The sequence below is a fragment of the Brevundimonas sp. genome (genome assembly GCF_004210735.1).
Lineage (GTDB): Bacteria > Pseudomonadota > Alphaproteobacteria > Caulobacterales > Caulobacteraceae > Brevundimonas.
The window spans coordinates 59,964-72,092 of sequence record NZ_SDZL01000001.1 but is presented as its reverse complement, the minus strand read 5'-3'; the positions used below and the strand labels follow the sequence as shown (position 1 = coordinate 72,092).

The following is a 12,129-nucleotide window of genomic DNA, read 5'->3' as shown; positions in this document are numbered from 1 at the left end:
CATGTCCGACACCTCCGCCAACGCCCCCGCGCGCGAACTGATCGCCTTCCGCATCGGCGACCAGGAATTCTGCGTCGACATCATGTCCGTGCGCGAGATCCGCGGCTGGACGCCCGCCACGCCGCTGCCGCGCGCCCCGGGCTTCGTGAAGGGGGTCATCAACCTGCGCGGCGCCGTCCTGCCGATCATCGATCTGGGCGCGCGCCTGGGTCTGGCCACGGCCGAGCCGACTGCGCGCCACGTCATCATGGTCGCCAGCATCGGCGGCCGTTCGGTCGGCCTGCTGGTCGACGCGGTGTCGGACATCATCCAGCTGACCGACGAGGCTGTTCAGGCCACGCCCGAGGTCGCCAGCGAACAGGTCCGCGCCTTCGTGAAGGGCATCTTCGCCATCGAGGGCCGCATGGTCAGCCTGCTGGAACTGGAATGGCTGGTTCCGGACACCGAGGCCGAGGCGGCATGACCAGCGCCGCCGGGCGCGGCGCCCTGGTCGAAGGCGAGTTCGTCTTCACGGCCGAGGATTTCCGCCACATCGCCCAGATCCTGCACAGCCACACCGGCATCGCCCTGACCGAGGGCAAGGCGGCGCTGGTCTATTCGCGCCTGGCCAAGCGGCTGCGTGTGCTGGGGCTGCGCAGCTTCCGCGACTACTGCGCCCTGATCCAGGGAGTTGAGGGGGTGGACGAGCTTCAGGCCATGACCGCCGCCCTGACCACCAACGTCACCCGCTTCTATCGCGAGCCGCACCATTTCGATCACCTGCGCGATGTGGTGATGCCGGGCCTGGCCGAGCGCGCGCGCAAGGGCGGCCGGGTGCGGCTGTGGTCAGCCGCCTGCTCGAACGGTCAGGAGCCATACTCCATGGCCATGACGGTGCTGTCGGTCCTGCCCGGCGCCGCCGATCTGGACGTGCGCATCCTGGCCACCGACATCGACCCCAACATGGTCGCCGAGGGCCGGGCCGGCGTCTATTCCGAGGAGACGCTGTCGCCGGCGCCCGCCCTGTTACGTCACCGCTGGTTCGAGAAGTCGCCTGAACACGGCCCCAACCGCTATGCCGCCGGCGAGGCGCTGCGCAAACTGGTCAGCTTCCGCGAGCTGAACCTAATCGGCGACTGGCCCATGCGCGGCCGGTTCGACGTCGTCTTCTGCCGCAACGTCGTGATCTATTTCGATGACGCGACCCAGGAACGGGTCTGGAACCGCTTCCTGCCGGTCATGACGCCGGACGCGACCCTTTACATCGGCCATTCCGAGCGGGTCAGCGGCCCGGCCGCATCGCGCCTGATCCCGGATGGCCTGACGACCTACCGGATGGCCGCATGACCGTCTCCGTCCTGATCGTCGACGACTCCCCGACCATGCGCGGCCTGATCGCGGCCGCCCTGCGGCGCGATCCCGAGATCGAGATCGTCGGCTCGGCCGCCGATCCGCTGGAGGCGCGCGCCGCGATCAAGGCGCTGAACCCCGATGTCATCACCCTGGACGTCGAGATGCCCAATATGAACGGGCTGGAATTCCTCGAAAAGATCATGCGCCTGCGCCCGATGCCGGTGGTCATGGTCTCGACCCTGACCCAGAAGGGCGCCGAGGTCACCCTGGCCGCGCTGGAGCTGGGCGCCGTCGATGCGGTGGGCAAGCCGGGCGCCGGCATGACCGCGGCCGAGGCCTTCGCTGACCTGCCGGCGCGGGTGAAGGTCGCGGCCCGCTCTCGCGTCCGCGCAGGCGCCGCGACCGGCCCGGCGCATGTCGCCACCGATTACCGCGCCGCGCGCGACCATGTTCTGGCCATCGGCGCCTCCACCGGCGGGGTCGAGGCCCTGATGGGCATAGTGGGCGCCTTCCCGGCGGACTGCCCGGCGACGGTCATCACCCAGCACATGCCGGCGACCTTCACCCGCAGCTTCGCGGCGCGCCTGGACAAGATTTCCGCCGCCACCGTGCGTGAGGCCGCCGACGGCGATGTGCTGCAACGCGGGACCGTCTATCTGGCGCCGGGCGGCGAAGCGCATCTTGAGGTCAGCGGCGCCACGCCGCGCTGCCACCTGAAGATCGCCGATCCGGTCAACGGCCACCGCCCCTCGGTCGATGTGCTGTTCCGCTCGGTCGCGCGGCTGCGTCGCCCCATGACGGGCGTGATCCTGACCGGCATGGGCCGCGACGGGGCTCAGGGTTTGTTGGAGATGCGTCAGGCCGGCGCCCGCACCCTGGGGCAGGATGAATCATCCAGCGTCGTTTACGGCATGCCCCGCGCCGCCTTCGAGATCGGCGCCGTCGAGCGCCAGCTGCCGCTCAGCCGACTTCCCGCCGCCATCCTTGACCTTTGCTCGGACGCCCCCCGCGCCCCCCAGACCGCTGCCTGAGGATACGTATGCCCGCCGCTTCCGCCATCCACACCCTCATCGTCGATGATCAGGCGTCCATGCGCGCCCTGATCCGCACCAGCCTGCAGGACCTGGGTTTCCGTGAGTTCCGCGAGGCGGCCGACGGCGAGATCGCCCTGCGCGAGATGATCGCCCGGCCGGCGCACCTGATCATCTCGGACTTCAACATGCCGAACCTGGACGGGCTGGGCCTGCTGCGGGCGGTGCGCGCCCATCCGCCGACCTCGCGCGCGGCCTTCATCATGCTGACCGGCCGGGCCGACCGCGAACTGGTCCAGCGCGCCGTGCAGTTCGGGGTCAACAACTATCTGGTGAAGCCCTTCACCGTCGCCCAGCTGAAGGAAAAGCTGGAGACCGTGTTCGGTCCGCTGACATGACCCTGGCCGCCCACGCAGATGTCGCCCACGCAAACGCCGGGATGCGCCGTGTCCATGTCGGGCAGGGCGAGCATGTCGTGACCGGGGACGCCTCGGTCATGCTGACCACGGTGCTGGGCAGCTGCGTGGCCATGTGTCTGCGGGATCCCGTCATCGGTGTGGGAGGAATGAACCACTTCCTGCTGCCCGACGGCGTCGGAACGGGCGCGAACGCGGCCCGTCGCTACGGCGCCTACGCCATGGAAGTGCTGATCAATGATTGCCTGAAGATGGGCGCGCGCCGCGAGCGGCTGGAGGCCAAGCTGTTCGGCGGCGGTCGCATGTTCGACACCCTGCGCGATGTCGGCGGCGCCAACGCCGACTTCGCCGAGCAATTCCTGCGCGACGAGGGCATTCGCCTTGTCGGTGGCAGTCTGCGCGGGTCGGGCGGACGCCGGGTGCAGTACTGGCCGACGACCGGCCGCGCGCTGCAACGCGCCGTGACCGACAACGCCGCCCTGCCTGAGGCGAAGACTGTCCTTCCGCCGCCAGTCGTGCCGGACGCGGGTGCGGTGGAGTTGTTCTGATGACCGACGCCCTGACCCAGCCTGAACTCCTGTTGCGGATCGCCGGCGAACTGACCGGCCTGATCGGCGAGGTCGAGGGGCTGTCCGACCTCGCACAGCTGCTGGCCGCGCGATCCGCGCCGGACGAGCGGCCGGGGGTTCTGATCCGCGCCCAGTCGATCGACGCCGCCTCACAGCGGCTGACCGCCCTGGCGGATGTCCTGGCCGCACTTGGGAACGGACGGTCCGCCGCCACGGCCCTGGCCACCGTCTCCCTGTCCGATCTCTCCGATCGCCTGCACGGCGCGGCCCCTGCGCCCGCGCGCGCGGCGGATGGCGACCTGATCCTGTTCGATTAAACCCATGAGCCGCGCCCCCCGACAAAGCGATCGCGTGAACCTGGAAGAGACCACGGTCCTGCTGATCGACGACAACGCCCAGTCACTCGATATCCTCAGCTCGATCGTCCAGGGCTTTGGCGTGCGCGAGCAGATACGCTGCATGTCCGGCGTCGCCGCCAAGGACATCATCAAGCGTCGCCAGATCGACCTGATCCTGGTCGATTGCGCCATGCCCGACATGGACGGCTATGATTTCGTGCGCTGGCTGCGTCGCGAAACCGGCGAGCCGATCTCGATGATCCCGGTGGTCATGGTGACGGGCCATGCATCGCAGTCCCAGGTCGCCAAGAGCCGTGACTGCGGCGCCAGCTTCATCGTCGCCAAACCCCTGACACCGGCGGTCCTGTTGCAGCGCATCGTGTGGCTGGCCAGCGACGAGCGGGTGTTCGTCCAGTCGGCGAACTATGTCGGGCCCGACCGCCGGGTGAACAATTTCGGGCCGCCGCTGAACATGCCCGGCCGCCGCCATGACGACCTGTCCGCCCATGTCGGCGCGGCGGTCGAGGCGAACATGGATCAGTCCGACATCGACAGCTTCTTCAAACCCAAGCGGGTGGCCCTGTGACCGACGCCAGGACGTTCAAATACCGCACCAATCTGGCGCGCAAGATGTCCGCGCCCGGCGGCCGCACGGTCGCTGATGCGGTCATCAGGGCCGAGGCGGGGGTCGAGCGCCATCGCGGCGCCGCCATGGCGTCTGTGCACGAGACGCTGGCGGCGCTGGAGGCCGCGGTCGCCGCCCGTGGCGAGGGCGGCCAGCGCGTCTATGACCTGGCGGCGTCGATGCTGGACATGGCGGGCTATTTCGACACCGGCCCCCTGCACGGCGCCATGTTCAGCCTGTGCGAACTCGGCAGTCGGATGATCGAGGCCGGCCGCTGGGACTGGCCGCCGGTCGAGGTTCATGTGCGGGCCCTGCGGGTGATCCTGGACGACGACTGCCGCGACACCGAAGGCAGCCGCGCCGTGCTGGACGGCCTGGCCATGCTGGTGCGCAAGGCGGCCCGCTAGGTCCAAAAAGAAAGAGACGCCGGCGCGGGGCGCCGGCGTCTTTGAAGGTTCAGGGTCGTCTGGTTCAGAACTTGTAGCGGAAGCCCGCGAACACCTGACGGCCCGTGTGGTGGTGCACCGAGACCAGCTGCCCGTCGCCGACATACTGGGTCGGGACTTCGTCGGTCAGGTTGATGCCTTCCAGCGTCAGGGTGAACTGCTCGGTCAGGTTCCACGACGCCGAGGCATCGACGTTGAAGGTGTCGACGACGCCTTCGATCGCATTGCCGTTACGGCCCGGAACCTGGGTCAGATAACCGTCGCGATAGGTGCCCGAGATGCGGGCGCTGAACCGGTCGTCCTCGTAATAGAGCGTGCCGTTGTAGGCCGTCTTGGACAGCTCGGTCAGGGTGTTCACGACCCCGCTGGGATATTCGATTTCCGAGTCGACATAGGTGTAGTTGGCCATCACCCCGAAGTTCGACCAGATCCCCGGCAGGAAGGTGAACGGCTGCTGGTACGAGATTTCGTAGCCCGTCAGGTCGCCGCCGTCGGTGTTGACCGGCTGGTTGAACACCCAATCCTCGGTCGGCGAGCAGCCGGCGACCGATCCACACGCGGCCACGGCGACGCTGTCGGGAATGCCGAACGGGTTGCCGGTGAAGGGGCGGGTGACCGAGTCGGTGGCCACGAAGCTGTCAATGGTTTTGTGGAAGACGCCCAGCGACAGGATCGACTCCGGGGCGAAATACCATTCGATGGCCGCGTCATAGCTCGTGGCCTTGGTCGGCTCCAGCAGCGGGTTGCCCGAGTTGACCGACCGGTTGTTGCCGGACACCGAGACGGTGCCGCCGGGTGTCAGGCTGCCCAGGCCCGGTCGGGCCATCACCTTGGCAGCTGCCAGTCGGATCAGCACGTCGGGGGTCGCTTCGATCACCACGTTGGCGGACGGCAGCCAGTCGTCATAGCTGCGCTCGGCCGTGACCTGGGTCGGCGTGCCACCGGCGACTTGATAGCCGGTCGAGGATTGCTCGGTGTCGATGTAGCGCAGGCCGACGTTGCCACGCACGGGCAGGCCCATGTCGGTGTTGAAGTCCACCTGGACGTAACCGCCCCGCGTCTTCTCCTCGACCGAGCGGTTGTTGCCGCTGGCGGGCTGCCAGCTCAACGCATAGCCGTCGAAGCCGAACAGGTCGGCAGCCGCGCCATAGTTGGGAATCAGCCAGTTGAGCTGCGAACCCGACGGAATGTCCCACTGATCCGACAGGCCGACCGGGCGGCTATAGTCGGAAATCGGGGTCGCGCCGACGCCGGCCGGCAGGCAGCCTTCGGCGTTGGCGGTCGGGGCCAGGCCGCAGGAGGCCGGATCGCGCCGCCGCTCGGTCGTCTCGAAGGTATAGTTCTTGAGGAACAGGCCGCCACGCAGGGTGAAGGTGTCGTTCAGGTCGAACACGGCGTTGAACTGGCCCGTGTCATAGGTGTTGTCGGCCGTCTGCGGACGCATCCGGATCTGCGACAGGGTCCAGGTGGCCGGATCCAGCACATCAACGCCATAGCTGATCAGCGGCAGATTGCGGTTCTGACGATAGTCGTAGGTGTAGCCGTCCGAGTCCGCGTGATCGAACAGCAGCGTCGTCTGGATCGGGTTGTCGTGCTCCGACTTGCTGGACCCCAGTAGGGCGTCGATACGGAAGCGATCCGAGAACTCGTGCTTCAGGTTCAGGGTGTATTGGGTGAACTGGGTCGTCAGTTCGTCGAAGCGCGATTCCGAGCGCAGGTCGACGTTGTCGAAGACGCCGTAAACCAGGGCGCCGTCCTCGACGACATAGCCGGGACGAACGCTGATGCCGGCGCGGCCGCCGGCGCCGCTGCCGCTGAAGTCCGGCGCCTGCAGGAAGTGCTCGTAACGCGTGGCGCTGAAGTCGGCGTACAGAATGTCCAGGCTCAGCTCGGTCGCCGTGCTGGGCCGCCATTGCAGCGAACCGGTGACGCCCAGGCGGTCCTGGTCATGCTCCAGGACGCCATAGCGGGGCAGGCGCGGCGTGAAGGCGTTGACCGCGCCCGGCCCCGTGCCGACGTTCCCGCCCTGCCAGCGGACGGTGCTGTGGCCCTCTTCCAGCGCTTCGCGGCTGGAATAGGCGACCGACAGCAGGGCGCCGAAGGTCCCGTTGGCGAAGGTGTTGGAGATCAGGAAGGCGCCGCGCGGGTCGATGTTCTGCGCCAGGTCGTTGTACCCGGCCTGACCCGAGACGGCGACCGTGAGGCCCTCGCCATAGTCGAACGGGCGGGCGGCGCGCAGATCGACGGTCGCGCCCAGCGACCCTTCCTCGGTATCGGCCGAGGCGGTCTTGCGCACTGTGATGCTGTTGAACAGGTCCGAGGCGAAGACGTTGAAGTCAAAGCCGCGCCCCCGGTTGGTGCCTCCCGAGCTGTCTGTGCCGCCGGTGGTGCCCAGGGCCTCCATGCCGTTGATGCGGATGCGGGTGAAGTCCGGCCCCAGACCGCGCACCGAGATGTTGCGGCCCTCGCCGGCGTCGCGCGTGATAGTCACGCCCGGCACCCGCTGGATGGCCTCGGCCAGGTTCTGGTCGGGGAAGTTGGCGATATCCTCGGCCACGATCACGTCGACGGCGCCCGCCTCGCGACGTTTCACATTCAGGGCTTGGGCTAGGCTGCCGCGGAAGCCGGTGACGACGACTTCGTCCACGGTGGTGGTCGGCGCCTCTTGCGCGACGGCGGTCCCGGCCGTGGCCAAGGCCAGGGCGCCGAGCGAGACGCCCAGGGTCAACGCACGGCGTGCACGGGTAGCGTGATGGGTCATATGGTCCTCCTCCCAGTTGGGCCTTTCGGAGATCGTGCGTCCCCGTTCCAGCCTCCGCGATCGCGGGAACCGGTGTCATTTCGCATTTGTCGCGCTATGCCACCGGTGTCATGTAAAGCTACGCACAGTTTTTGATTTGAGGCAAGACTGCGCCCGCAGCCGGGATATCACCCCTCCAGCGCCTCGATCAGTTCGCCCAGGTTCCGAATGAAAACCTGGGTCGAGATGCATTCGACGGGGTAATCGGTGGTGTAGGGCGAGGTGTCCCAAAGGTCGCCGACACGCGTGGACTGGAACTCTCCACCCGTCACGGCGGCGGGTCCGGGGCCGATGTAGGGGTTGGATATTGTGGTCAGCGGCGACGGCCAGTAGCCGCGCGCATTCAACCCCGACACCAACTCCGCCGCCCGCCCGGGGGCCGGTCTGGTCAGACGCCGAGCGTCCGACGACATGTCCCAGACATCGACATCCTGAAGCGTGAAATATGTCGGCAGGCTCAGCGATCCCGGTCGCGCCTTCAGCGGCGAATCGCGGCTGGCGTCCTGCGGCGACAGGGCGGCGGCGGCTTCGTAGTCGTGGCGCAGGGCGGCGGTGTCCAGGTTCCGGAACGAGCCGTAGTGAACCACCAGATTGCTCGGGTCGGCGTCGGCGTAATACTGGCCGTTGGTGATGTTTGACCCGCGCCGGTGGATGTAGACCGGGGTGTTAGCACCTTCCAGTATGAATGTTGGATGGGTGCGGCCCGGCGCGATCAGGGCCTGGGACGTCCTGACCTGATCCAGCCAATCCAGCGCCTCAGGCAGGCGCTGCAGGTATTTCCGGTCGCCCGTCAGCCGATAGAAGCCGATCATCGAGCGGATATTGGTCGCCGTCGTATGAGTGGCGAAGGCCTGGGGCTCGATACTGCGGGCGGGCGCCGGCTTCAACGTGTCCGGGAAATGCTGCAGGCCCCACGCCGGTTGAGGCATCGGCTGCTGTGTCGCCACGAAGATGTCCATGCCGCGTCGGATGGCGTCCAGCAGCCGCGCGTCACCCCGGCCGCGCTCAGCCAGACCGTGGTAGGCATAGATCAGGAACTCAAGGTTCTCGCCCGCCACGTCGTCGTTGAAGGTGATGTAGGGGGTGTAGTCCGGCTTGCCGTGGACCCCGCCGTCCTCGACGAAGGGATAGCGCTGGGGCCAGCCGCCGTTGGGATACTGGGCGTCCAGCACGAACTGAATCGCCTTCATTAGCGGCGCGCGATATTTCCGCTCGCGCTTTTCCAGATAGACCCGCAGCAGCAGTTGCGACGCCTCGGCCGTGCCTGCGTCGTCGAAAGTGGCGTTGCCGTAGTAGCGATGGAATTCCTCCATCCGCCAAGCGTTGGCGCCATAGGTCGCATACCAACGCTTCAGCGCCTCTTCGCCCGCCGTGTCGATGACATAGTTCCAGCCGCCGCGCGCATGCTGGCCCGCGATCAAGGCGTCGGCGGCGGACTTGGCGGCGTCATAGAACTGCTCGTCGCCGGTAGCGTGATAGGCGTCCAGATAGGCGTGGCCCACGGTCGCCGTCCCCGGCGGCTGGACCCAGATCATCGTCGGCGACGCCTCCAACTCACCCCACCGGCGCGAGAAGTCAGGCAGCACGTTCCAGACATAGCCGCCGCCCACGGCGACCTTGTCGGTCATGAAGGCCGTGGCGCGTTTCATGGTCGCCAGGATGGCGGCCCGGTCGGGGGCAGCTTGCGCGAGGGCGGGGGCGGCCACGGCGCTAAACGACAGGGCGGCCCCGGCGGCCAGCAGGGCGCGGCGATTCATCGGTACGGACATGGCGAACTCTCCCCTCGGTACGACGCCGTGCGGCTCTGCGCGGCCGCTTCGACGGTAAAGCTAAACATGCCTGACACCGGTTTCCTACAATCGGCGGAGCCCTGCCGGTCACGATGATGTCAGCGACGCTCAGCGGCGAATGTCGAAACCACCGTCGCCCATAGCGGCCTGAACTTCGGTGGCGGAAAACAGGTTAAAATCCCCCGGCACCGAATGCTTCAGCCCGGCGGCGGCCAAGCCGAAGTCCAGCGCGCGCTGATCGTCCCAGCCGCTCCAAAGGCCGAACAGAACGCCCGACGCAAAGGCGTCGCCGCCGCCGACCCTGTCGATGACGCCCGTCATGTGGATGGCGTCGGCGCGCGTTTCGATCACAATCCCCGCCTCGCCGCGCGTCAGCATGACGGCCGACAGGGCCTGATCTGCGACGCTTTCCTGGACCCTGCGGGTGCAGGCGATCCGTTCCAGCCTGGGGAAGGCGGCGAAGGCCGCGGCGGCGGCCTGACGGCGCCGTTCGTCCGGACCGGCGCCGCTGAAAGACCGGCCCAGCACCAGACCGAAGTCCCGCTCGTCCGCAAAGGCGACGGTCGCACCGGCCAGCATCCGGCCCAAGATTCCGGGCGGATCGCCGTCCCACTGTTCCCACAGCTTGCCGCGGAAATTGCCGTCGTAGCTGACCTTGACGCCCCTGCGCACCGCCGTCTCGATCAGGGCGACGGCGGCCGCCGAACCGTTCGGCCCGGTTGCGGGCGTCACGCCCGAGGCGTGCAGCCATTCGATCCCGTCCAGCAGCGCGTCCCAGTCAAAGGCGTCGGCGACATGCTCAATAAAGGCCGATCCGGCCCGGTCGTACAGCACTTCGGACGGGCGCCGCACCGCGCCCGGCGTCAGGAAATACAGACCCATGCGGCCCGGCCTGAACACGATGCGTGACGTATCGACCCCGTGCTTGCGCACCTCATCCCGCGCGGCGTGGCCCAGGGCGTTGTCGGGCAATACCGTGGCCATGGCCGCCGGGGCGCCGAACCGGGCCAAAGATACGGCGACGTTCGCTTCGGCTCCGCCCGGTCGCGCGGTCAGGGCCGGCGACTGCATGAGCAGCTCATTCTGGTGGGGGCTGAAACGCAGCAGCATCTCGCCAAAGCAGAGAATGGTCATGATCTGGACGCTAGCGCGGGATCACCGCGCCAGCCAGCCGCCGTCGACGGGCAGGGTGACGCCCTGCACATAGTCGCTGGCCGCACTGGCCAGGAACACCGCCGCCCCGCCCAGGTCCGCCGGATCGCCCCAGCGCCCGGCCGGGATGCGGCCCAGGATCTCCTTGGACCGCACCGGGTCATCCTGCAACGCCTGGGTGTTGTCGGTGGCGAAATAGCCGGGGGCGATGGCGTTGGCGTTGATCCCGTGTTTCGCCCATTCGTTGGCCATCAGCTTGGTCAGACCCGCCACGCCGCTCTTGGACGCCGTATAGGACGGCACGCGGATGCCGCCCTGATAGGACAGCATCGAGGCGGTGTTGATGATCTTGCCCCGGCGACCGTCGGCGATCATCCGCTTCACCGCCGCCTGGCTGAGGAAGAACAGCACCTTCAGGTTGACGTTCATCACGTCGTCCCAGTCCTGCTCGGTGAAGTCGACGGCGTCGGCGCGGCGAATGATGCCGGCGTTGTTCACCAGGATGTCGACCGGACCCAGCGCGGCCGTCGCCTCGTCCAGGATGCGCTCGACCGGCTCGATCGAGGTCAGGTCCGCCTGAACCGAGATCGCCCGCCCCCCCCTGGCCAGCACCTTGCCGACCGTGTCGTCGGACGGGCGCCGCGCGACCGAGACGATGTCCGCGCCGGCATCGGCCAGCGCCAGGGCGATGCCCTGGCCCAGGCCCGTATTGCCGCCGGTCACCAGCGCGACCTTGCCGGTCAGGTCAAAAGGATTGGCCATGGCCGTCGCCCCTTACTTCAACTGGCAGATGTCGAGCTTGTGCATGTCGGTATAGTCCAGGTTCTCGCCGCCCATGCCCCAGATGAAGGTGTAGTTGGACGTACCGGCGCCCATGTGGATCGACCACGGCGGGCTCATCACCGCCTCGCCGTCCGCCATCACGATGTGACGCGCCTTGTCCGGCTCGCCCATGAAGTGGAAGACGCGGTCGTTCTCGCCCAGGCCGAAATACAGATAGGCCTCGGAGCGGCGGTCATGCAGGTGCGGCGGCATGGTGTTCCACACGCTGCCGGGCTTCAGCACCGTCACGCCCAGCAGCAGCTGGCAGGACTTCACCTTGGCCGGGACGATGTACTGATAGATCGTCCGCTCGTTCGACGTCTCCAGCGACCCCATCTCCAGCGGCACGGCCTCGGCGATCGAGATCTTGGCCAGGTCATAGCGGGCGTGGGCGGGCGTCGAGATCAGATAGAATTTCGCCGGCTTCGCCGCGTCGGTCGAGGCGAAGCTGACCTGGGCCGAGCCCATCGGCACATACAGGCCGTCGCGGAAATCTAGGGCGATCGTCTGACCGTCGACGGTCACCGAACCGGCGCCGCCGATGTTCACCACGCCCAGTTCGCGCGCCACCAGGAACGGCTGACCGGCCAGGGACGGCGGCTCGGAATGGGTGGGCAGGCTGATCGCGCCGTCGGTCGGCATGGCGCCGCCGATGACCATGCGTTCGTTGTGGGAATAGTTCAGGCTGACCCGGCCCGGCTGGAACAGGCCGCCCAGCAGGTAACGATCACGCAGCTGGTCGTTCGAGGCGCCCTCCATCATGTCGGGATGGGTCGCGTGATAAACCTTGTCGTACACCTTGGTCCTC

The 12,129-nt window shown here is 67.7% G+C and carries 13 protein-coding genes; 8 read left to right on the top strand and 5 right to left on the bottom strand.

Translation table 11 applies throughout. The annotated features are described in order from the left end of the window. The first annotated feature begins 1 nt into the window (after position 1). The 8 genes from EON91_RS00325 to EON91_RS00290 are packed head-to-tail and all read left to right on the top strand — an operon-like array spanning position 2 to position 4,718. A complete protein-coding gene (locus tag EON91_RS00325) occupies positions 2-463 on the top strand; it encodes a chemotaxis protein CheW (protein WP_292090807.1) in 462 nt (153 codons plus the stop codon). Next, positions 460-1,326 carry a protein-glutamate O-methyltransferase gene (locus EON91_RS00320; RefSeq protein WP_292090806.1) on the top strand — a complete coding sequence of 289 codons (867 nt, stop codon included), beginning with the start codon at positions 460-462 and terminating at the stop codon, positions 1,324-1,326. Before EON91_RS00325 ends, EON91_RS00320 begins: the two co-directional genes overlap by 4 nt. Continuing rightward, positions 1,323-2,363 carry a chemotaxis response regulator protein-glutamate methylesterase gene (locus tag EON91_RS00315; protein ID WP_292090805.1) on the top strand — a complete coding sequence of 347 codons (1,041 nt, stop codon included), beginning with the start codon at positions 1,323-1,325 and terminating at the stop codon, positions 2,361-2,363. Before EON91_RS00320 ends, EON91_RS00315 begins: the two co-directional genes overlap by 4 nt. Positions 2,364-2,371: 8 nt before the next feature. Beyond that, positions 2,372-2,761 (top strand): response regulator, encoded by a 390-nt coding sequence (locus tag EON91_RS00310; RefSeq protein ID WP_292090804.1) that lies wholly within the window; start codon positions 2,372-2,374, stop codon positions 2,759-2,761. Next, entirely contained in the window at positions 2,758-3,327 is a 570-nt protein-coding gene (locus tag EON91_RS00305) for a chemotaxis protein CheD (protein ID WP_292090802.1), read from the top strand. Before EON91_RS00310 ends, EON91_RS00305 begins: the two co-directional genes overlap by 4 nt. Beyond that, positions 3,327-3,665: a hypothetical protein gene (locus tag EON91_RS00300; RefSeq protein WP_292090801.1), complete on the top strand. Its 339-nt coding sequence runs from the start codon at positions 3,327-3,329 to the stop codon at positions 3,663-3,665. The genes EON91_RS00305 and EON91_RS00300 overlap by 1 nt, the downstream gene beginning before the upstream one ends. A gap of 4 nt (positions 3,666-3,669) precedes the next feature. After that, the gene (locus EON91_RS00295; RefSeq protein ID WP_292090800.1) at positions 3,670-4,272 is read left to right on the top strand and encodes a response regulator; all 603 of its coding nucleotides are present in this window, start codon (positions 3,670-3,672) and stop codon (positions 4,270-4,272) included. Continuing rightward, a complete protein-coding gene (locus EON91_RS00290; protein ID WP_292090799.1) occupies positions 4,269-4,718 on the top strand; it encodes a chemotaxis protein CheE in 450 nt (149 codons plus the stop codon). The genes EON91_RS00295 and EON91_RS00290 overlap by 4 nt, the downstream gene beginning before the upstream one ends. Positions 4,719-4,782: 64 nt before the next feature. On the opposite strand, the gene EON91_RS00285 is transcribed toward EON91_RS00290, so the two are convergent. From EON91_RS00285 to kduI, 5 genes are all read right to left on the bottom strand, one after another. Further along, positions 4,783-7,518, bottom strand: a complete 2,736-nt coding sequence (locus tag EON91_RS00285) for a TonB-dependent receptor (protein WP_292090798.1) — start codon at positions 7,516-7,518, stop codon at positions 4,783-4,785. A gap of 167 nt (positions 7,519-7,685) precedes the next feature. Continuing rightward, complete coding sequence (locus tag EON91_RS00280) at positions 7,686-9,326, bottom strand: pectate lyase (protein WP_292090797.1); 1,641 nt, start codon at positions 9,324-9,326, stop codon at positions 7,686-7,688. 129 nt (positions 9,327-9,455) lie between these two features. After that, entirely contained in the window at positions 9,456-10,481 is a 1,026-nt protein-coding gene (locus EON91_RS00275; protein ID WP_292090796.1) for a sugar kinase, read from the bottom strand. 21 nt (positions 10,482-10,502) lie between these two features. Then, the gene (gene kduD / locus EON91_RS00270; protein ID WP_292090795.1) at positions 10,503-11,261 is read right to left on the bottom strand and encodes a 2-dehydro-3-deoxy-D-gluconate 5-dehydrogenase KduD; all 759 of its coding nucleotides are present in this window, start codon (positions 11,259-11,261) and stop codon (positions 10,503-10,505) included. Between the two features lie 12 nt (positions 11,262-11,273). Next, a complete protein-coding gene (gene kduI / locus EON91_RS00265; protein ID WP_292090794.1) occupies positions 11,274-12,119 on the bottom strand; it encodes a 5-dehydro-4-deoxy-D-glucuronate isomerase in 846 nt (281 codons plus the stop codon). Positions 12,120-12,129 lie beyond the last annotated feature (10 nt).

Coding starts and splice junctions, on each gene's coding strand:
- EON91_RS00315 (WP_292090805.1), top strand. CDS start 1,323: ATGACCGTCTCCGTCCTGATCGTCGACGACTCCCCGACCATGCGCGGC.
- EON91_RS00280 (WP_292090797.1), bottom strand. CDS start 9,326: ATGTCCGTACCGATGAATCGCCGCGCCCTGCTGGCCGCCGGGGCCGCC.
- EON91_RS00300 (WP_292090801.1), top strand. CDS start 3,327: ATGACCGACGCCCTGACCCAGCCTGAACTCCTGTTGCGGATCGCCGGC.
- EON91_RS00310 (WP_292090804.1), top strand. CDS start 2,372: ATGCCCGCCGCTTCCGCCATCCACACCCTCATCGTCGATGATCAGGCG.
- EON91_RS00325 (WP_292090807.1), top strand. CDS start 2: ATGTCCGACACCTCCGCCAACGCCCCCGCGCGCGAACTGATCGCCTTC.
- EON91_RS00285 (WP_292090798.1), bottom strand. CDS start 7,518: ATGACCCATCACGCTACCCGTGCACGCCGTGCGTTGACCCTGGGCGTC.
- EON91_RS00295 (WP_292090800.1), top strand. CDS start 3,670: ATGAGCCGCGCCCCCCGACAAAGCGATCGCGTGAACCTGGAAGAGACC.
- EON91_RS00305 (WP_292090802.1), top strand. CDS start 2,758: ATGACCCTGGCCGCCCACGCAGATGTCGCCCACGCAAACGCCGGGATG.
- kduD (WP_292090795.1), bottom strand. CDS start 11,261: ATGGCCAATCCTTTTGACCTGACCGGCAAGGTCGCGCTGGTGACCGGC.
- EON91_RS00275 (WP_292090796.1), bottom strand. CDS start 10,481: ATGACCATTCTCTGCTTTGGCGAGATGCTGCTGCGTTTCAGCCCCCAC.
- EON91_RS00320 (WP_292090806.1), top strand. CDS start 460: ATGACCAGCGCCGCCGGGCGCGGCGCCCTGGTCGAAGGCGAGTTCGTC.